The following is an 18,705-nucleotide window of genomic DNA, read 5'->3' as shown; positions in this document are numbered from 1 at the left end:
TCAGCGTGGCGGCGCCGCCAGTTCGCGGGCATCGAGGAAGCCATCGCCATTGGCGTCCTGCTTGTGGAAGCGCTGCACGATCACCTGGCGCTGCTGCTCGCGGCTGATCGCCCTGCCCTTTCCACCGGGCAGCTCGTCGGCGCCCAGCACGCCGTCACCATTGCGGTCCATGCGATCGAAGGCATACAGCATCCACTGCACGTACTCGGCCTCGCTGACCTTGCCGTCGCCATCGCTGTCCATCCGCTGCAGGTAGCTGGCGGTGTCGGTAATCTGGGCCGGCGCCGCGCCCGGCAGCAGCACCGCCAGCAGCAGCGCATACCCTGCCCTCACCCACCCACCAGCCGGTAGCCCTTCAGACGCGCGGCGTAGGCCTGCAATGCTGCGATTCCGCTTTCCTCGGCTTCATGGCACCAGGCCTGCAGCTGGCGCAGGCGCTCGGCGGCATCGTGGCCACGCGCCTCCAGCAGCGCCGCCAGCCGCGCGCGGTACTCGACCAGGGTGCGGATGCGCGGGCGTTGCGCCACCCACTCGCTGAGCTGGGCGCGGCTGTCCGGTTTCAGCCAGCGCCCATCGTTGACCAGGCCACGGCGCAACCGGCGCGGCAGCAGGCGGCGCAGCCTGGCGCCGGCGTGGCTGGCTTCCTCGCGCAGCGCCGGCATGAACACGTTGCGCTGGTAGTCGGTCATCGCCTGGAAGCGGTGCGACAGCAGCGCCTTGAGGGTCTCGGCGTCGGGCACGGCGATATTCGGGCGTACGTCCATGGCCGGCGCCACCCGCAGCACCCTGGCCAGGCGCAGCGCCTGCAGCAGGCGGATCGCGCTCCAGCCGATGTCGAACTCCCAGCGTCGCATCGCAAAGCGCGCCGAACTGGGGAAGGCATGATGGTTGTTGTGCAGCTCCTCGCCGCCGATCCAGAACCCCCACGGGGTGAGGTTGGTGGAGGTATCGGCCGATTCGTAGTTGCGGTAGCCCCACCAGTGGCCCAGGCCATTGACCACGCCGGCCGCCCAGAACGGGATCCAGGCCATCTGGATCGCCCACAGCGCCACGCCAGGCAGGCCGAACAACATGCTGTTGACCGCGAACAACAGTACCGGGCCGAGCGTGGCGTGCGGGGTATACAGGTAGCGCTCGATCGCGTCGTCCGGCGTGCCGCGCCCGTACTGCTCGATGTCCGCGCGCATCCCACGCGCCTCGCGATACAGCTCCACGCCGCGCCAGAACACGGTGCCGATGCCGCGGGTGACCGGGCTGTGCGGGTCGTCCTCGGTCTCCACCTTGGCGTGGTGCTTGCGATGGATGGCCACCCACTCGCGGGTGATCATCGAGGTGGTCAGCCATAGCCAGAAGCGGAACACATGGGCCAACGCCGGATGGAAGTCGACGCCCCGATGGGCCTGGCTGCGATGCAGGTACAGGGTCACCGAGAAGATGGTGAGCTGGGTGAACACCAGCAGCACCACCAGCAGGGCCCAGCCGCCCAGGCCGAGCACACCACCGGTCAACAGGGACATCAGGGCATCAGGCATGGCGGCTCTCCGGATCGACGGGGCGATGGCAGACATGATGGGCGCTTGCGTTGCAAACTGCATCCCTGCGGCGGTGATTGCCACCGCCTTCCGTGGCACCGTTCACAGTTGGGGACCTGAGTTGTCGAGCCTTGATCAACGCACCAGCGCCATGACCGGCGCTCTGCCCGCCGCCGGGCTGCCGCCCTTGATCGAACTGGACCGCGCCACCGTGGTCCGTGGCCAGGTGAAGGTGCTGCACGGGCTCAGCCTGCGCATCGCGCAGGGCCAGCACACTGCCCTGCTCGGCCCCAACGGCTGCGGCAAGTCGACCTTCATCAAGCTGATCACCCGCGAGCTGTATCCGCTGGCCCAGGGCGACGGCGCGGTGGCCGTGAAGGTGCTGGGCCAGAACCGCTGGCAGGTGGACCGGCTGCGCTCGCAGCTGGGCATCGTCACCGGTGATCTCAGCAGCAACCTGGCCGACATGCCGGGGCTGACCGTGGAACAGGCGGTCCTGTCCGGCTTCTTTGCCAGCTATGTGGTGCCGGCCTTCCGCGAAGTGACCGCCGACATGCGCGCGCGCGCCGTCGAGACGCTGGCGATGACCGGAGCGCTGTCCCTGCGTGAACGCGCCTATGCCGAGCTGTCGGCCGGCGAGACCCGCCGCGTGCTGATCGCCCGCGCACTGGTCAACCGGCCACAGGCGCTGCTGCTGGACGAGCCGTCCACCGGCCTTGACCTGGTCGCCCGCGAGCAGCTGGTGGCGACCATGCGCGTGCTGGCGCAGCAGGGCATCACCCTGGTGCTGGTGACCCACCACATCGAAGAGATCATTCCCGAGATCGAGCGCGTGGTGCTGCTGCGCGATGGCCGCGTGCTGGCCGATGGCACCCGCGCCGAGCTGTTGCGCAGTGAGCCCCTGTCGGCCGTGTTCGGCGGCGCAATCACCGTCTGCGAGCAGGAAGGCCGGCTGACTGCGTACGCGGGGTGATCGGCATGCCTTTGAGCCGAGCCCACGCGCGGCTGCTCCTGATCACGGCAATCGGCAGCCGAGCATGGGCTCGGCCCTACAGGATGCAATGCAGCGGGCCGGAACCCGGCCCGCTGCACGCAACCTCAGAACCGCAACGCCAGCGCGCGCGATTCGATCGGCGCCATCCGGCTCTGATCCTGCAGCTGCAGATCACGCAGCTCGTACGGTGCGCCGAAGCCAACCGGCAACGCGGCCTGGTCGAACGGCAGCACCAGCTGGCCAGCACCCGGGCCATCGAACCACGCCGCCGCGTGCGCCTGGGCAACCGGCTTCAACTGGCCATCGCGGGCAGTGGCATACAGCGTGCCACGCGCCTCGTAGCGGCCGGCAGCGGCCACCTGCACCGGCAGCGCCACCTGGCGGCTGGCCGGGTCTGGTGCCGCCTGGCCACTGAAGCGCGCGGTCGGCCGTGCCACCGCGAAGGCCACCTTGCCATCGCGCAGCACGCCATCGGCCTGGGCGAACACCTGCAGTTCCCATAGCCCCTGCACGGTGCCGACATCGGCCGGAATCCGCACCTGCGCGCGCAGGGCGCCATCGGTGGTGCGCAGCAGGCGCTGCGGCCAGCTGCGGCCATCGGGTGCGACGAGCAGCGCTTCACCACCCAGGCCGCCACGACGCGATGCCAACTGCACGGTGGTGGCGCCGTCTTCCAGCAGGCGTGCCTGCAGCTGCACGTTGCCACCGGCCAGCACCTGCGCCTGGTTGGCCTGCACCTCCAGCCGCAATGGGCTGTTCGGCTCCAGTACCTGCACCACATAGCGTCCCTGCGCCTGCGTACTCTGCAGCGTGTACGCACCGGCGGCACTGGTCGCGCCGGTGCGCAGCATGCTGCTGCCGTCCCTCACCGGCATGCCGGCGTCCTGCAGCGCGCGCGCATCGACACTGCGCGCCACGCTGCTGCGGCCGGCCGGATCGCGCACCTGCAGGGTGTTGGCCGGCAGCGCGCGGGCACCTGCGGCCGGGCTCAGCTGGATGACGGCGTCCGCAGCAGTCAGCGGCAGGTCGACGCCACGTTGCAGCTGCGTGCCATCGACCTGCTGCCAGTAGCTGCGGCTGACCGAGGCATACGGTGTTGCGGCCTGCAACGGTTGTGCCGGGTCCAGCGCCCAGGCAAAGGCCAGCGGCGCGTGTTCGCTTTCATCGGTGGGCAGCGGCGCGGCCACCAGGGCGGCCGGCACCTGATCGCCCGCGCGGGCCGCCTGCAACGGCTGCGCGGCCTGGGCTGCGGAAAGGGACAGCACTGCCAGGACGGCGCCGGCCAGCAGAGTGGAATGATTCGTCATGGTCGTCTCCCTCACTGGGTCAGGTCGTTGCGCAGCAGGGTGCCGAGGCCGAAGCACTCACGGCGGCTCTGGTTGTGGCTGAGTGGTTCGGCACCCTGGGTACGCGCCTTGTCGGTGAACCAGGTGGTGCCTGCGGCCTTCTGGCTGCTGCACTCCAGGAAGCCATCGGAGCAGGACGACAGCCAGTTCTGGGTGAACTCCAGGCCGACATTGGCGGCGTAGCCACCGCAGTAGCTGTTGCTGTCCCATACCGCCGATTCCACATCGCTGCCGACCACCGCACGGAACGGTTTGGGCAACGCCGGGCGACCGGCCGTGCCATAGAGGTTCTGCGCGTTGTAGGTGGCCATGCTCGCCACCTGTTGCTGCCGCACCGCGTCGTTCTTGTAGCCCAGCAGCCAGCCCAGCGAGGTCTCGAAGGTGTTGCCGTTGAGCACCGCATCGGCCAGCGGCGTACCCGCCGAAGACGGCGCCAGCGCGGTGACCTTGCGCACGGTGCGGATGATCTTCGGATAGCGGCTGTCGTAGGTCGGGTTGGACAGGATCCAGCGCACCACGTTGCCGCCGTTGGAGTGGGTGATCACCACCAGCTGGGTGATGCCACGGCTGTCGATGAAGCCGGTCAGCTGGTTGGCCAGGCAGCCGGCGGCCTCCGGCTTCCACATGTACTGGGTGAAGTCGCAGTTGATGACCACGTAGTTGCTGCTGTTCGGCAGGCCCTGGCGCACGGTGTCGATGATCGCCGGCTGCCAGTAGTCCTGGGTGGCATTGGTCTGCGCGCCGGTGCCATGCACGAAGGCCACGCCGACCACGTCGGCGGCCTGCGCCGGCGTTGCTGCAAGCCCGAGGAGCAGGGCCAGGACGGTACTTCCTGTTGCGGTGCTGCGCATCGCTTCTCTCCCTCTGTCTGCGGATCCCCCCGACCCGGCTGGAACTGGACGGCCCTGGCGCTTGCCGCTGTGCCGATGCTCGCGGTGCAGCGGCGTGAAAGTCCGTGCGCTGCGCCCGGATTCAGGAGACTGAGGCCACTCGATGACGTTTTTCATATCGCGGCAATGACCATGCCGGGTCTGGCCGTATGACCGACGGCCACTGCGGTGTCGTATCCGGGCTGCGATCATGACGCGAAGTTTTCCTCCGGAGCCCATCCATGTCGCCGATTTCCCACCCCGCCCGCGCCCTGCTCGGCCTCGCCGTTGCCGTGGCCCTGGCCGGTTGTGCCGCCACCGCCGCCAAGCCGACGACCGTCGAAGCCAACATCACCACCAAGGCGGTGGGCTATCTGGACAAGGACGCGGTTCCGGCCAGCCTCGGCCTGGTGCCTGCACCGCCGGTGGCCGGTTCGGCCGCCCTCGCCCTGGACGAACAGGTCAGCCGTGAAGCCCGCGCGCTGCGCGGCAGCCCGCGCTTCGCCCAGGCCGGCGTCGATGCCGAACTTGGCTTCCCGGAAGGCGCCAACCACTTTTCCTGCGCCGCCGACATCGACGTCGATGCGGTGAAGACTCCCGCGCTGTACCGCCTGCTGGAGCGCAGCCGGATCGACGCCAGTGCCGCCACCAAGGCCGCCAAGAACCACTACCAGCGCCCTCGCCCGTTCATGGTCAACGGTGAGCCGACCTGTTCGCCGAAGGACGAGGACGGCCTGCGCAAGAATGGCTCCTACCCGTCCGGCCACACCTCGATCGGCTGGGCCTGGGCACTGATCCTGTCGGAGATCGCACCGGACCGCGCCGATGCGATCCAGGCCCGCGGCCGCAACTACGGCGAAAGCCGCCTGGTGTGCAACGTGCATTGGCAGAGCGACATCCTGGAAGGCCGTTTCATGGGCGCCGCCGCCGTGGCCCGCCTGCACGACAACGCCGCGTTCCAGAAGGATCTGCTGGCCGCACGCAGGGAAATCGCTGCCGCGCGCAAGGCCGGCCTGCATTCCAGCCGCGACTGCGCCACCGAAAATGCGGTGCTGAAGGTGCGCCCGCAGAGCGCGCTGTAAGCAGCGATCCGGTGTCAGAGCCCTTCCCTTCGGAAAGGGATCTGGCCCCAGCGCGGAATGCCGGTGCCATCGGGGTCGGATCCCTTTCCGCTGGAAAGCGCTCTGACCCCATTCGGCACCCGGTGGCTGTGAAACAGAAGGGCCGGCATTGCGCCGGCCCTTCTTCATTGCCTCTCGGCAGCACCCACATCAGAACTTGGCGGTGAACTCCACGCCCCAGGTACGCGGCTCGTTGAGGAAGCCGGTCAGGTTGTTGAAGTCGATCGCACCGACCACGCGGGTCTGGTTGGTCAGGTTGCGGCCGAACACGGCCACGTCGTACTGGCCGTACTCCCAGTTGTAGCCCAGGCGCAGGCCACCTTCCAGCGAACTGCGGCTGCGGAACTCCGGCGACTCGTAGATGAAGAAGTTCACCGGGCTGCGGTAGGCCCAATCCGTGTAGGCGTACAGCTCGCTGCCATCGGTCAGCGGGAAGCCCACGCGCAGGGTCATGTTGTGGATCCACTTCGGTGCCTGCGGCAGCGGATTGCCGTTGACCAGCGCGTAGGTCTGCCCACCGATCACGGTGGTCGGGTCGGTGATGGTGCAGCCGCCGCCGCAGATCGCCACCGCCAGGTTCTTGTCCTTGATCTCGGTGTCGTTGTAGCTGCTGCCGAAGGTCAGCAGGACGTTGTCGGCCAGGTAGGCCTCCAGGTCCAGCTCGACGCCCTGGCCGATGGTCTTGTCGGCGTTGAGCAGGGTGGCGGTGTTGTTGGAACCGCCCACGGCGATCAGCTGCTGGCCATCGACGTCGTAGCGGAACACGCTCAGGCCCAGGCGCGCGCGGCGCTCGAACAGGTCGGCCTTGATGCCGGCCTCGTACGAGATGACCTTCTCCGAATCGGCCTGCGACAGGCCCGGGGCGAAGGCCAGGCGGCCCTGGATTGACGGCGCGCGGAAGCCCTTGGCGACGCGGGCGTAGGCGTTGATGTCGTCGGTCAGCTTGTACACGCCGCTGAGATCCCAGCTGACGTCGTTGACGTCAGTGTTGGCCAGGTATGGGCCACTGACCGGGGTGCCGAACGGAACGGCCTGCAGCACGCTGGCGCTGAAGTCCTTCTTGTCCTGGGTGTAGCGCACGCCGGCACGCAGCTTGAAGCGATCGGTGACGTCGAAGTCGCCCGAGGCGAACACCGCCCAGGCCTTGTTGCGCTGGTTCTGCACCACGTGGCCGGTCTGCGGATTGCCCGCGGTCAGCGAGTCGTAGTTGAAGTTGTTGATGGTCACGTCTTCATCGAAGTAGAAGACGCCGGCCTGCCAGTCGAAGCGGCCCCACTCGTTGGACTCGATGCGGAATTCCTGGGTCCACTGGCGGTGATGCGGCAGGCCGTCGGCCGATTCGGACGAGAACGGGATCAGGCCCGGGCCGGAGTTGCCGGCACCGAGGAAGGCTGCGCCGTAGCCACCGTCGATATCGCCACGGTTGAGCGATTCGGCGGTCTCGTAGCCGGTGATCGAGTGCAGGGTCACCGAGCCGAGGTTCCACTGCAGGCGCGCGCTGCCGCCCCAGGTTTCCAGGTCGGAGAAGTTGACGCCGTCGTTGGCCACCTTGTCGCGGTCGAAGTTCTCGACCAGCGCATTGCTGCCCTTCTGGATGATGTTGGCGCGGAACAGGCGCGCGGTGCCGTTGAGCTTGCGCTTGTGCAGGTTGAACAGCGCCTCGAAGTCATCGCCTTCGTACAGGAACTGCACGCGGCCGGCAGCTTCGTCATACCCCTCGAAACCACTGTTGGGCGCGCCGGCGCGGGTGTTGTCGACCCAGTCGTCGCGGCGCTGGTAGATGGCCGAGACGCGTGCCGACCAACGGTCGGTCAGCGGGCCGCCATAGGCGCCCTGCACGTTCCAGCTGTTGTAGCTGCCGTAGCCGACGCGCAGGTAGCCGTCGGCATCCTGCGACGGGCGCGCCGAATCGAACTTGACCACGCCGGCCGGCGTGTTGCGGCCGAACAGCGTGCCCTGCGGGCCGCGCAGCACTTCCACGTTGGCCAGGTCGAACAGCGGGAAGCCCTTCAGCAGCGGGCTTTCCTGCACCACGTCGTCATACACCAGCGATACCGGCTGCGAGGCATTGAGGTCGAAGTCGGTGTTGCCCAGGCCGCGGATGTAGAAGCGCGGGAAAGCACGGCCGTAGGACGATTCGATGTTGAGGCTGGGCACGCGCGCGGCCAGGAAGCGGATGTCATCGCCGGCCGAACCGAGCACATCCAGCTTCTCGCCCTGGATCGCGCTCAGTGCGACCGGTACGTCCTTGGCGTTCTCGACGCGGCGCTGCGCGGTCACCTGCAGGGCATCGAGGGCAACCGGATCCTTGGCAGCGGGGGTTTCCTGGGCGGCTGCTACCAGCGGCAGCAGGGCGGAAAGAGCGGCAACGAGGGGGCGCGCGACCGGAAATCGGCCACGGGAAGTGCGGGTCGGGGACATGGCGGTAGGCTGTGTTTGGAGGGGTGGTAAAACGGCGCTACCAGATAATTGTTGCAATACAGCACCTGCGCCGCAAATGCCGGCCGTTCATGGCGTCGTCGCCCGCGCCCCCGGCCGCCCGCTAGACTCGGGGTTTCCACCGCGACAGACCCGCCGCCATGACCCAGTGGTACTTCCATGCCTCCGCCCAGGCCGAACGCATCGGCCCGCTTGATGACGAGGCTGCGCGCCGCTACGCGCAGGCCAACCCGCGCGCCCTGGCCTGGTGCCAGGGCATGAGCGGCTGGGCACCGATCACCGAGGTAGCCGAGCTGCAGTCGCCGGCCCCGGGCATGCCCAACACCCCGCCGCCGGTCCCGGCCGGCGCCAGCGGGCGGGCCGACGACATCGAGTTCCGCATCGTCGGCCACGAGATGCAGTTCGTGGAAATCGAGCTGGACCCCGGTGAAAGCGCGGTGGCCGAAGCCGGCGCGCTGATGTTCAAGGACGCTTCGGTACAGATGGACACCGTGTTCGGCGACGGCTCGCACAGCGGCCAGGGCGGCGGCTTCATGGGCAAGGTGATGGCGGCCGGCAAGCGCGTGCTGACCGGCGAGAGTCTGTTCGCCACGCTGTACACCCATACCGGCCAGGGCAAGGCCAAGGTCGCCTTCGCCGCGCCCTACCCCGGCACGGTGCTGGCCATGAAGCTGGACCAGCATGGCGGCCGCCTGGTGTGCCAGAAGGACAGCTTCCTGGCGGGCGCGCGCGGGGTGCAGATCGGCGTGCAGTTCCAGCGCAGGATCATGACCGGCCTGTTCGGCGGCGAGGGCTTCATCATGCAGAAGCTGGAGGGCGACGGCTGGGTGTTCATCCACGCCGGCGGCTGCGTGGTCGAGCGCGAGCTGGCCGCCGGCGAGCGCCTGGACGTGGATACCGGCTGCGTGGTGGCCTACCACCCGACCGTGGACATGGACGTGCGCCGGGTGGCCGGCATCAAGAGCATGCTGTTCGGCGGCGAAGGCGTGTTCCTGGCCACGCTGACCGGGCCCGGCAAGGTCTGGCTGCAGTCGCTGCCGTTCTCGCGCCTGGCAGGCCGCATGTGGATGGCCGCGCCGCAGGGCGGCGGCCAGAGCCGTGGCGAAGGCTCGGTGCTGGGCGGGATCGGGCGCATCCTGGACGGTGACAACCGGTTCTGACCGGCTCCGGTAGTGCCGGCCGCTGGCCGGCAACCTCCTGCACCTGCCAGCATCCCGGCCATTGCCGGCCAGCGGCCGGCACTACCTTGCTGAATAGGTAACTCCCCCACCCTGCCCGCCCCGCCGCCGCTTCGGTATGCTGGCGCCCTTTCCCGATTCCGGCGCCGTGAGCGCACTGCCGATGAGCCTGTTCCGCCCCCGCATGCTGCTGTCCGTCGCCCTGATCGGCCTGCTGGCCGGGTGCGGCGGCGACCCGGTGCGCCCAACGCCGCCGCCGGCGCCCACGGCGGTGCCGCAGGCCAAGCCGGTGAAGATCGGCATCGCCCTCGGTGGCGGCGCGGCCAAGGGCTTTGCCCACATCGGCGTGATCAAGATGCTCGAGGCCAACGGCTTCGAACCGGTGGTGGTGTCCGGCACCAGTGCCGGCAGCGTGGTCGGCGCCCTGTATGCCAGCGGCATGGACGCGTTCCAGATGCAGAGCCGGGCGGTGGCGCTGGATGAAGCCAGCATCCGCGACGTGCGCCTGTTCTCCGGCGGCCTGGTGCAGGGCCAGAAGCTGCAGGATTACGTCAACGAACAGGTGGCCAACCGCCCGGCCGAGCGCCTGAAGAAGCCGTTCGCCGCCGTCGCCACCCAGCTGGAAACCGGCGAGCGCGCGATCTTCGTGCGCGGCAACGTCGGCCAGGCCGTGCGCGCCTCGAGCAGCATTCCCGGCGTGTTCGAACCGGTGAAGATCGGCGGCCGCAACTACATCGACGGCGGCGTGGTCAGCCCGGTGCCGGTGGATGCCGCGCGCCAGCTCGGCGCCGACTTCGTGATCGCCGTGGACATCTCCAGCAAGGCCAGCGGCAAGGCACCGACCGGCATGCTGGGCATCGTCAACCAGTCCATCTCGATCATGGGCCAGCGCCTGGGCGAGCAGGAACTGGCACGCGCCGACATCGTCATCCGGCCGAAGGTGCTGGACATCGGCGCTGCCGATTTCAGCCAGCGCGGCACGGCGATCCTGGAAGGCGAAAAGGCCGCGATGGCCGCGATGCCGCAGATCCGCGCCAGGATCCAGCAGCTGCAGAAGGCACGCGCCGCTGCCGCTGCTCCGGCTCCGGTGGCCGCGCCGAAGTGCGAGGAAGCCTCGCGCCTGGGCAAGCTGATGGGCCGCAAGGACAAGTGCTGATCGGTTGAGGCCGGGCCCCCGGCACCGCCCGGGGTCGCTCAGGGCTCCAGCTGCGACAGCGGCAGCGCCTGGAACCCCTTCACCGTGCGCAGCACGAAGCTGGAGTTGGCATCGGCCACGCCGCCGGCGTTGAGCAGGCGGTCCAGCAGGAAGCGCGAGAAGTGCTCCAGGTCGCGCACATAGACGTGCAGCAGATAATCCATGTCGCCGGTCAGGGCGTGGCAGGCCACCACCTCGTCCCAGCCCTGCACGCTGTCCACGAAATGGCCGATGGCGGCCTGGTCGTGCTTCTCCAGCTGCACGCGCACGAAGGCCTGCAGGCCCAGGCGCAGCTGCCGTGGCTCCAGCCGCGCGCCGTAGCCGACGATCACGCCCTCGCTTTCCAGCCGCTGCAGGCGGCGCAGGCAGGCCGAGGGCGAAAGATTCACCCGCGCCGCCAGTTCGGCGTTGGTGGCGCGCCCATCCCGCTGGATTTCAGCCAGCAGGCGTATATCCGTGCGATCGAACTGGACTTCTCCGGCCATTGTTGCCCCGCAACATGGTGAGTACGCAAGGATATTGCGCCAACAAGGCCAATCGACGCAACTTTTGCAACCCTGTTGCGCGGCCCCTGGCCTAGCATCGTGGCTATCCCTTCAAGGAGTGCCCCATGGACCTCGCCCAGCCCCGCCGCGTCGAACACCAGCAGACCGACAAGGGCTACGTGCCGGTGTACACCACCGCGCTCGTCGAGCAGCCGTGGGAGACCTACAGCGCCGACGACCATGCCACCTGGAGCACGCTGTACCAGCGCCAGCGCGAGTTGCTGGTCGGCCGCGCCTGCCAGGAATTCCTGGATGCACAGGACGAGATGGGCATGAGCGCGCACATGATTCCGCGCTTCGACCAGCTCAACGAAGTACTGGGCGCGGCCACCGGCTGGACCGTGGTCGGCGTCGAAGGCCTGTTGCCGGAACTGGATTTCTTCGACCACCTGGCCAACCGCCGTTTCCCGGTGACCTGGTGGATCCGCCGCCCGGACCAGATCGACTACATCGCCGAACCGGACCTGTTCCACGATCTGTTCGGCCACGTACCGCTGCTGATGAACCCGGTGTTCGCCGACTACATGGAGGCGTACGGCCGTGGTGGCGTCAAGGCCCACGCCATCGGTCCGGATGCGCTGCAGAACCTGACCCGCCTGTACTGGTACACGGTGGAGTTCGGCCTGATCGATACGCCCGACGGCCTGCGCATCTACGGTGCCGGCATCGTGTCGTCCAAGGGCGAGTCGCTGTACTCGCTGGAATCGGCCGCGCCCAACCGCATCGGTTTCGACCTGCAGCGGATCATGCGCACCAAGTACCGCATCGACACCTTCCAGAAGACCTACTTCGTCATCGACAGCTTTGAACAGCTGATGCAGGCGACGTCACCGGACTTCACTCCGATCTACGCAGCACTGGCCGACCAGGCGCACCTGCCTGCCGGTGATGTGCAGGACGACGACCGCGTGTTCCAGAAGGGCACGGGTGAAGGCTGGGCCGACGGCGGCGACGTGTGAGGCGGGCCGGCGCGCGGGTATCCTGCGCGGCATGACCGATGTGTGTGCCGCCCTGCGCGTGACCAACGTCGCTTTCGACGACGACTTCATCCTGCTGGCCCTGGCCGATGGCCGGCGCACCCGACAGCCGCTGCGCTGGGCACCTGCGTTGTTCGAAGCCGATGCCGGGCAGCGCGCGCAGTGGGTCACCACCGCCGATGGCCTGGGCGTGAACTGGCCGGCATTGCTGCCGGCACGCGAAGAAGGTGTGGTCAATATCCCCAACCAAGTCTGGGAAGACCGCTACGATGCCGCGCTGGCGCGGTTGAAGGGCGCCGGATGGACGCTGGACGCGCTGTCCGATGAGGACCAGCAGCTGGTAGCGCTGTGGCGCATGGAAGCGGACATCAACAACGGCGGCTTCATGCAGTTCCAGTGCAACTGGGGCGACCCCACCTGCCAGCTGGCGTTGCGTGCGCTGCAGGCGATGGGCGCGATGCAGACCCACGCGATCCTGGCCGGCATGCGCGGGCTGCTGGATCGGCTGGAGGACGACCCGGCGATCGAAGAACTGGCTGACCTGTACGACGCGCTGAGCGAAGACGAACAGCAGGCGCTGGAGGCGTTCGAGGACGCCTATTTCGAACGCCCGGAAGACCTTGCCCGGCTGGGCCTGCTGCACTTCGGTGCAGAGCGGCTGTAGCCCGTGTAGAGCCGAGCCCATGCTCGGCTGCGATCAACCGGATGCAGGACAGCCGAGCATAGGCCCGGCTCTACAGGATCAGCGCGGGTACGCCAGCAGCAGCACCAGGTCCTCCTCACCCACCTGCTGCAGCGCATGGCGGCTGCCCTTGCGGGTCAGCAGCGCGTGCCCGGCGTGCACGTCGTACTGCCTGCCGTCCAGCACGTAGCTGCCCTGCCCACTGACGATGTAGTAGATCTCATCCTTGTGCTGCGGATGCAGGCCGATACCCGCGCCCTTGTGCAGCACGCGCTTGCGCAGCACGAAGGGCAGGTCCGCCGCGCCGGCAAAGAACGGATACGCGGTGGTGGGCCCGCCGCCGCCATGCGGGCCGGGCTGCATGCGCGCAATCGTGCCTTCGTGCACGACCTGCGAATCTCCCGTCGCACCGGCGCCTTGCCCTGCATCCATCACGTCGCAGTCGATGTCCCGCACCAGCGCCGGCTGCAGCGCGGGTAGCAGCGGCACCGCCTCGCGCAGTACCAGGCAGGCCACCGCATGGGCGCCGGTCTCGCTGAAATGGGTGCCGTCGGCCTTGTCCTGTTCGGGCATGAACAGGAAGTACGGTCGCGCGCCCTGTTCGCCCAGCGCGCGGATCCAGCGCGTGCTGCGGTCGTTCAGATCAATCAGCGCAATCTGCTCGCGCGCGGCCAGGGCCTTCATCGACTGCGTGTAGCGGCCATGCGTGTCCAGCAGTGAACCGAAGTCGTACAGCAGCCGCGCCACCGGCGTGACCAGCACCGGCGTGGCGCCCTTTCCGCGCGCGACCTGTACGTAGCGCATCAGCAGGCGCGGATAGTCGCTGTCCGGGTCGGTATAACGCGTGCGGTCTTCGAACTTCGCATCGTTGTGGCCGAACTGGATCAGCAGCACGTCGCCTTGGCGCAGCTCGGCGGCGATGGCATCCAGGCGCCCTTCTTCGATGAAACTGCGCGTGCTGCGCCCGCCCTTGGCGTGGTTGTGCACCTCCACGCGCGCCGGGTCCAGGTAGCTCTGCAGCGCCTGGCCCCAGCCGGCCTGCGGCGCGCGCTCGGGGCCGTATGCGGCCGCAGTGGAGTCTCCGGCAATGAAGACCCGCACGGGCGCCGCCTGTGCGGTGGTGCACGACAGCAGCAACAGCAGCAACAACTTGCGCATGGCCAGGCCCTTGTAGAGCCGAGCCGTGCTCGGCTGCTTTGGGAAAGCGGTGCGGACCAAGGTCCGCACCCACCGTTCGCCGCCTTGCCGCGTCAGCGCGCCAGCCAGCCACCATCGACCGGCAGCACGGCACCGTTGATGTAATCCGACGCGGACGAGGCCAGGAACACGGCCGCACCGGCCAGGTCATCCGGCGTACCCCAGCGGCCGGCCGGGATGCGCTCCAGGATCGCCTTGTTGCGCGCTTCATCGGCGCGCAGCTGGGCGGTATTGTCGGTAGCCATGTAGCCCGGGGCGATGGCATTGATGTTGATGCCCTTGCCCGCCCACTCGTTGGCCAGCAGCCGGGTGATGCCGGCGATACCGCTCTTGCTGGCGGTGTACGACGGCACGCGGATACCGCCCTGGAAGGACAGCATCGAAGCGATGTTGATGATCTTGCCGTGGCCCTGTTCGATGAAGTGGCGGCCGGCGGCCTGCGAAATGAAGAACGCGGACTTGAGGTTGACGTTCATCACGTCGTCCCAGTCCTGCTCGCTGAAGTCCACCGCATCGGCGCGTCGGATCAGGCCGGCGTTGTTGACCAGGATGTCCAACCCGCCCAGGCCTTCGATGGTCTCGCGGACCACGCGCGCCACCGGCTCGATGCTGATCAGGTTGGCTTCGATGGCCAGGCAGCGGCGGCCCAGCGCGGTGATCTTTTCGATGGTGTCGGTGGGCGGGGCGATGCCGGCCACGGCGACGTCGGCGCCAGCGGCGGCCAGTGCCACGGCGATGCCCTGGCCCAGACCGGTATTGCCACCGGTTACCAGAGCGACCTTGCCTTCCAGGCTGAAGGGATTAGCCATTGCGTATGCGTTCCTTGATAGAGACGGGCGGTGTCGACGGCCGGCACACGGTGCGCGGCGGCCAAGCGGGCTTACTTGAGCTGGCAGATGTCCAGCACGTGCATGTCGGTGTAGTCCAGGTTCTCGCCCCCCATCGCCCAGATGAAGGCGTAGTTGCTAGTACCGGCACCCATGTGGATCGACCACGGCGGCGACACGACCGCTTCGTTGTTCTGGATCACGATGTGGCGCTGCGCGTCCGGTTCGCCCATGAAGTGGTAGACGCGGTCGCTGTCGCCCAGGTCGAAGTAGAAGTAGACCTCGCTGCGACGGTCGTGCAGGTGCGGCGGCATGGTGTTCCACACGCTGCCCGGCTTCAGCACGGTCAGGCCCAGCAGCAGCTGCGAGGACTGGCAGGTGGCCGGCACGATGTACTGGTAGATGGTGCGCTCGTTGCTGGTTTCCAGCGCGCCGCGGTCCAGTGCAACGGCGTCCTTGATGGACAGCTGCCGGGTTTCGAAGCGGGCATGGGCCGGGGTCGAGGCCAGATAGAACTGGGCGGGGTTGGCGGCGTCCTGCGAGGCGAATACGACCTCCTTGCTGCCCATGGCCACGTACAGACCGTCCTTCGGACCCAGCGTGTAGACGGTGCCATCCACGGTGACCGTACCGGTGCCGCTGCCGACGTTGATCACGCCCAGTTCCCGGCGCTCCAGGAATGGGTGGCCTGCGGCCGAAGCGGGTTCGGTCTGGGTCGGCAGCGCAAGCGGTGCGTCCACCGGGGCGGCGCCACCAATCACGAAGCGCTCGTAGTGGGTGTACTTGAGGGTCACCGCACCGGCGTTGAACAGGCCATCGAGCAGGTACAGGTCACGCAGCTGGTCGTTGCTGGCACCGTGGATGGCATCGGGATGGGTGGCGTAATGGGTCTTGCTGTACATGGCGTCTCCAGAGCGGGGGGCGGGCCGACGGGTCGGCCCCGGCGCGGTTCACGGTCGATTCTAGCCAGACAGGAAACCGGTGTCATTTTGCGTCGCACGATGCCGGGATGGCCCGGGCAGGCGCGGTGGATCGGATGGATGGGGCAGGGGCGTGTTACGACCAGAGGTCGTGACCTGCAGGATTGATCCTTGGGGGATCAATCCTCCGGCGGCTGGCAGGAATCGCGGACGATCAGGTGCGGCCGCACGCTGGCAATGGGCAGCGCGGCCTGGCCTTCGGGCTGGATCAGCATCGCCGCGGCGGTGCGCCCGGTATCGCGCGTGTGCCGGCGCACCGAGGTCAGCGAGGGCCACAGGCGCGAGGCCAGCGGGCTGTCGTCATAGCCGACGATGGACAGCTGGCGCGGAATGTTGATGCCCGCGCGCAGCGCCACCTTGTAGATACCGGCAGCCATTTCATCGTTGCCGGTGAAGATGGCGGTCGGGCGGCGCTTGCCCAGCAGCAGTTTCTCGGCAGCGGCTACACCGGATTCGAAGGTGTAGCCGGCCTCGATGATGCGGTCCTTCGGCAGCTCGATACCGCGTTGCAACAGTGCGTCGATGAAGCCGGCAGTACGTTCATGGGCCGAACGGTAGGCGCTGGGACCGGTCACCAGGGCAATGTCACGGTGGCCGAGCGAGAGCAGGTAGTCGGCGGCTTCGGCCGCACCATCGCGGTCATGGGTGACCACCATCTGCGAGCTTTCGTCCAGCGGCAGCGCTGCCACGCGGGTAAACCGGCAGCCGATCTCATCCAGCATGTCCGCCAGCGCCTGGTCTTCCGAGGCACGCGGCACCAGGATCACGCCGTGCAGCTTCTGCTGCTGCACGAAGCGACGCACGCCTTCGATGTAGCCGGGGCTGCGGCTGTCACAGGGATGCACCACCAGCTCGAAGCTGGATCCACGCAATGCATCCAGCGCGCCGTACTGCATGTCCACGATGTACTGCGCGGTGGGGTTGTCGTAGACCATGCCGATCAGGAAGGAGCGGCGGAACGCCAGCCCGCGGGCCAGTGGATCGGGCGTATAGCCCACTTCACGCATCAGCGCTTCCACCTTGTCGCGCGTGTCCTTGCGCACCAGTGGCGAGTTGTTGATGATTCTTGAAACCGTTTTCTTGGATACACCCGACAGTCGCGCGATGTCGTTGATGGTGGCTGCCTTGCCCTTCGCCAATGCCGGCGTAGCGGCATCGTTCTTGTTGCGCACTGACATGTTTTGAACCCGGTAAGTCTGGGGATTCCGGCTCCGCGCTCAGTCCAGCGCGCGGTAGCGGAAGTTGCGGAAGGTTACCGCACCGTCGCCGGCCGCATACAGCGCCGGCTTCAGCGCCAGGAACCTGCCCGCGACATTGTGATGGTATCCGGACACTTCCATCTGAACCGGATACTTCTGCCAAGTGTGCCCGTCGGTGCTGGAGTGGAAGGTGACGATGTGGCGGTTGTTGGTCACCCGCAACCACAGCCGGCCGCCGCGGCCCGGCGCCGGCCGGGCAGGGCGCTCCTCGCCGTAGCGATGCATGATGAACGACTCGCCGTTGCTGCCCACGCCCACGTACAGCCGGTCGCTGTAGAACAGCAGCGCGCCGCCCACGGCACCGGGGGCGATCTCCATCTCCACCTCGAACTGGTAGGCCCGGTCGCCGGCGATGGTGGTCAGCGGCGAGGCATCGCGCGGCGTGCTGCCCTTGCCCTGCAGGACCAGGCCGTTGCCACTGAAGCCCAGCCGGCGGTACTCGTCCTGCGCCGGGTTGAAGAACGCCCACTGTGGGCCAAGCGTGCTGCCGCGGAAATCATCCGACAGCGCCATGCCATGAGGCGACAGCGCCTGTCCGGCCGGCTTGCGCAGTGGCTGGCCGAGGTCGCCGCCGGTGGCCCGGAACCAGCCGTCAGCGGTCCATTCGATCGGTTCGAGCAGGGCCTGCCGACCCAGCGTCCAGAAGCCGTTCTCGTACCCGTGGTACATCATCCACCAGCGTCCATCGGTCCCTTCGATCACCGTCGCGTGGCCGCGTGACCACCAGGGCTCGGCCGCCGACTGCGTGCGCGTGATCGGGTTGTTGGGCGCGTTCTCCCATGGTCCGTGGATCGAACGCGAGCGCGCCGTGATCACCATGTGCCCGGTCGGCGGACCGGCGGTGCCACCCACTGCCGTGGTCATGTAGTACCAGCCGTCGCGGACGTGGATCTTCGGGCCTTCCTGCGCGTAGGCCTCAACGTCCCAGTCCTGCGGGTAGCGCCAGCCGTCATAGACGTGTTTCGGCGTGCCGACCACGCTCAACCCGTCGTCGGCCAGCTGCACGTAATCACCGCCACTGAGGAACAGGTAGCGCTTGCCGTCTTCACCCACTGCATGGCCGGGATCGATGTAGCCGCCCAGGCCGATGTCGATCGGCGCGCTCCACGGGCCCTTGATGTCATCGGCCCAGACCACGAAGTTGCTGCGGCGCTCGCCGGTGCGGGCCGGGAAGTAGATGAAGTAGCGCCCCCGGTGCTTGACGATGTCCGGCGCCCAGATCGCCCCCACGTTGCGGGTGATCGCATGGCCCAGCGGCTGCCAGTTCACCAGGTCGCGCGAGTGCCAGATCGGCAGGCCGGGATAGGCGTCGAACGACGACAGCGTGAGGTAGTAATCGTCTCCGTCCTTGAGCACCGAGGGATCCGGATGGTCGCCGGCCAGCACCGGATTGAGGAACGTGCCATCGCCACGGTCCGCCTGGCGCTGCTGTTCCAGCCCCCGCGCCCACTGCGCCGGGGCGCGCGCGGTCTCCGCCGCGGGTGCAGGCCGTGCCGGCAGCAACAGCGCGAGCAGAGTGACGGTGGCGGCGATACGCAGTGCACGCATGGCAGTCTCCTTGTGG

General features: G+C 68.0%; 17 protein-coding genes. 6 read left to right on the top strand and 11 right to left on the bottom strand.

Annotated features, from left to right (window positions below; translation table 11 throughout):
• The gene (locus tag ARC23_RS15670; protein ID WP_057498053.1) at nucleotides 1–333 is read right to left on the bottom strand and encodes an EF-hand domain-containing protein; all 333 of its coding nucleotides are present in this window, start codon (nucleotides 331–333) and stop codon (nucleotides 1–3) included.
• Nucleotides 330–1,532 carry a DesA family fatty acid desaturase gene (locus ARC23_RS15665; protein WP_057498052.1) on the bottom strand — a complete coding sequence of 401 codons (1,203 nt, stop codon included), beginning with the start codon at nucleotides 1,530–1,532 and terminating at the stop codon, nucleotides 330–332. The genes ARC23_RS15670 and ARC23_RS15665 overlap by 4 nt, the downstream gene beginning before the upstream one ends.
• A 151-nt stretch (nucleotides 1,533–1,683) precedes the next feature.
• Between ARC23_RS15665 and ARC23_RS15660 the strand changes: the two genes are divergently transcribed.
• Entirely contained in the window at nucleotides 1,684–2,505 is an 822-nt protein-coding gene (locus ARC23_RS15660; protein ID WP_057498051.1) for an ABC transporter ATP-binding protein, read from the top strand.
• Between the two features lie 125 nt (nucleotides 2,506–2,630).
• Here the strand turns inward: ARC23_RS15660 and ARC23_RS15655 are convergent, their stop codons facing one another.
• A complete protein-coding gene (locus ARC23_RS15655) occupies nucleotides 2,631–3,833 on the bottom strand; it encodes a DUF4785 domain-containing protein (protein WP_057498050.1) in 1,203 nt (400 codons plus the stop codon).
• An 11-nt stretch (nucleotides 3,834–3,844) separates the two neighbouring features.
• Nucleotides 3,845–4,723 carry a lipase family protein gene (locus tag ARC23_RS15650; protein ID WP_057498049.1) on the bottom strand — a complete coding sequence of 293 codons (879 nt, stop codon included), beginning with the start codon at nucleotides 4,721–4,723 and terminating at the stop codon, nucleotides 3,845–3,847.
• A gap of 260 nt (nucleotides 4,724–4,983) precedes the next feature.
• Here ARC23_RS15650 and ARC23_RS15645 point away from each other — a divergent pair, with 260 nt between their 5' ends.
• On the top strand, nucleotides 4,984–5,823 hold the full coding sequence (locus ARC23_RS15645) for an acid phosphatase (RefSeq protein WP_057498048.1): 840 nt from the start codon (nucleotides 4,984–4,986) through the stop codon (nucleotides 5,821–5,823).
• Between the two features lie 189 nt (nucleotides 5,824–6,012).
• Here ARC23_RS15645 and ARC23_RS15640 read toward each other — a convergent pair whose 3' ends face one another.
• Entirely contained in the window at nucleotides 6,013–8,283 is a 2,271-nt protein-coding gene (locus tag ARC23_RS15640; RefSeq protein ID WP_057498047.1) for a TonB-dependent receptor, read from the bottom strand.
• A gap of 158 nt (nucleotides 8,284–8,441) precedes the next feature.
• Here ARC23_RS15640 and ARC23_RS15635 point away from each other — a divergent pair, with 158 nt between their 5' ends.
• Both ARC23_RS15635 and ARC23_RS15630 read left to right on the top strand, forming a co-directional pair.
• Nucleotides 8,442–9,461 carry a TIGR00266 family protein gene (locus tag ARC23_RS15635; protein ID WP_057498046.1) on the top strand — a complete coding sequence of 340 codons (1,020 nt, stop codon included), beginning with the start codon at nucleotides 8,442–8,444 and terminating at the stop codon, nucleotides 9,459–9,461.
• Between the two features lie 181 nt (nucleotides 9,462–9,642).
• Nucleotides 9,643–10,635 carry a patatin-like phospholipase family protein gene (locus ARC23_RS15630; protein ID WP_057498077.1) on the top strand — a complete coding sequence of 331 codons (993 nt, stop codon included), beginning with the start codon at nucleotides 9,643–9,645 and terminating at the stop codon, nucleotides 10,633–10,635.
• Nucleotides 10,636–10,673: 38 nt separating this feature from the next.
• Here ARC23_RS15630 and ARC23_RS15625 read toward each other — a convergent pair whose 3' ends face one another.
• Nucleotides 10,674–11,159, bottom strand: coding sequence for an Lrp/AsnC family transcriptional regulator (locus ARC23_RS15625; protein ID WP_057498045.1), 486 nt, complete (start codon nucleotides 11,157–11,159; stop codon nucleotides 10,674–10,676).
• A gap of 125 nt (nucleotides 11,160–11,284) precedes the next feature.
• Between ARC23_RS15625 and phhA the strand changes: the two genes are divergently transcribed.
• Together phhA and ARC23_RS20860 are read left to right on the top strand one after the other, a co-directional pair.
• A complete protein-coding gene (gene phhA / locus ARC23_RS15620) occupies nucleotides 11,285–12,178 on the top strand; it encodes a phenylalanine 4-monooxygenase (protein WP_057498044.1) in 894 nt (297 codons plus the stop codon).
• A 31-nt stretch (nucleotides 12,179–12,209) separates the two neighbouring features.
• A complete protein-coding gene (locus ARC23_RS20860) occupies nucleotides 12,210–12,860 on the top strand; it encodes a DMP19 family protein (protein WP_152985285.1) in 651 nt (216 codons plus the stop codon).
• Between the two features lie 78 nt (nucleotides 12,861–12,938).
• On the opposite strand, the gene ARC23_RS15610 is transcribed toward ARC23_RS20860, so the two are convergent.
• The 5 genes from ARC23_RS15610 to ARC23_RS15590 form a co-directional block, all read right to left on the bottom strand.
• Complete coding sequence (locus ARC23_RS15610; RefSeq protein ID WP_057498043.1) at nucleotides 12,939–14,036, bottom strand: GDSL-type esterase/lipase family protein; 1,098 nt, start codon at nucleotides 14,034–14,036, stop codon at nucleotides 12,939–12,941.
• A 92-nt stretch (nucleotides 14,037–14,128) separates the two neighbouring features.
• A complete protein-coding gene (gene kduD, locus ARC23_RS15605) occupies nucleotides 14,129–14,884 on the bottom strand; it encodes a 2-dehydro-3-deoxy-D-gluconate 5-dehydrogenase KduD (RefSeq protein WP_005421125.1) in 756 nt (251 codons plus the stop codon).
• 71 nt (nucleotides 14,885–14,955) lie between these two features.
• Entirely contained in the window at nucleotides 14,956–15,804 is an 849-nt protein-coding gene (kduI, locus tag ARC23_RS15600; protein ID WP_049416190.1) for a 5-dehydro-4-deoxy-D-glucuronate isomerase, read from the bottom strand.
• A 197-nt stretch (nucleotides 15,805–16,001) separates the two neighbouring features.
• Complete coding sequence (locus ARC23_RS15595; RefSeq protein ID WP_057498042.1) at nucleotides 16,002–17,060, bottom strand: LacI family DNA-binding transcriptional regulator; 1,059 nt, start codon at nucleotides 17,058–17,060, stop codon at nucleotides 16,002–16,004.
• Between the two features lie 39 nt (nucleotides 17,061–17,099).
• Nucleotides 17,100–18,689, bottom strand: a complete 1,590-nt coding sequence (locus ARC23_RS15590) for a family 43 glycosylhydrolase (protein WP_057498041.1) — start codon at nucleotides 18,687–18,689, stop codon at nucleotides 17,100–17,102.
• Nucleotides 18,690–18,705: the final 16 nt, after the last annotated feature.

Source organism: Stenotrophomonas beteli (assembly GCF_001431665.1).
GTDB lineage: Bacteria > Pseudomonadota > Gammaproteobacteria > Xanthomonadales > Xanthomonadaceae > Stenotrophomonas > Stenotrophomonas beteli.
The sequence above is the reverse complement of the archived record's forward strand: the minus strand, read 5'-3'. Positions and strand labels throughout refer to the sequence as shown.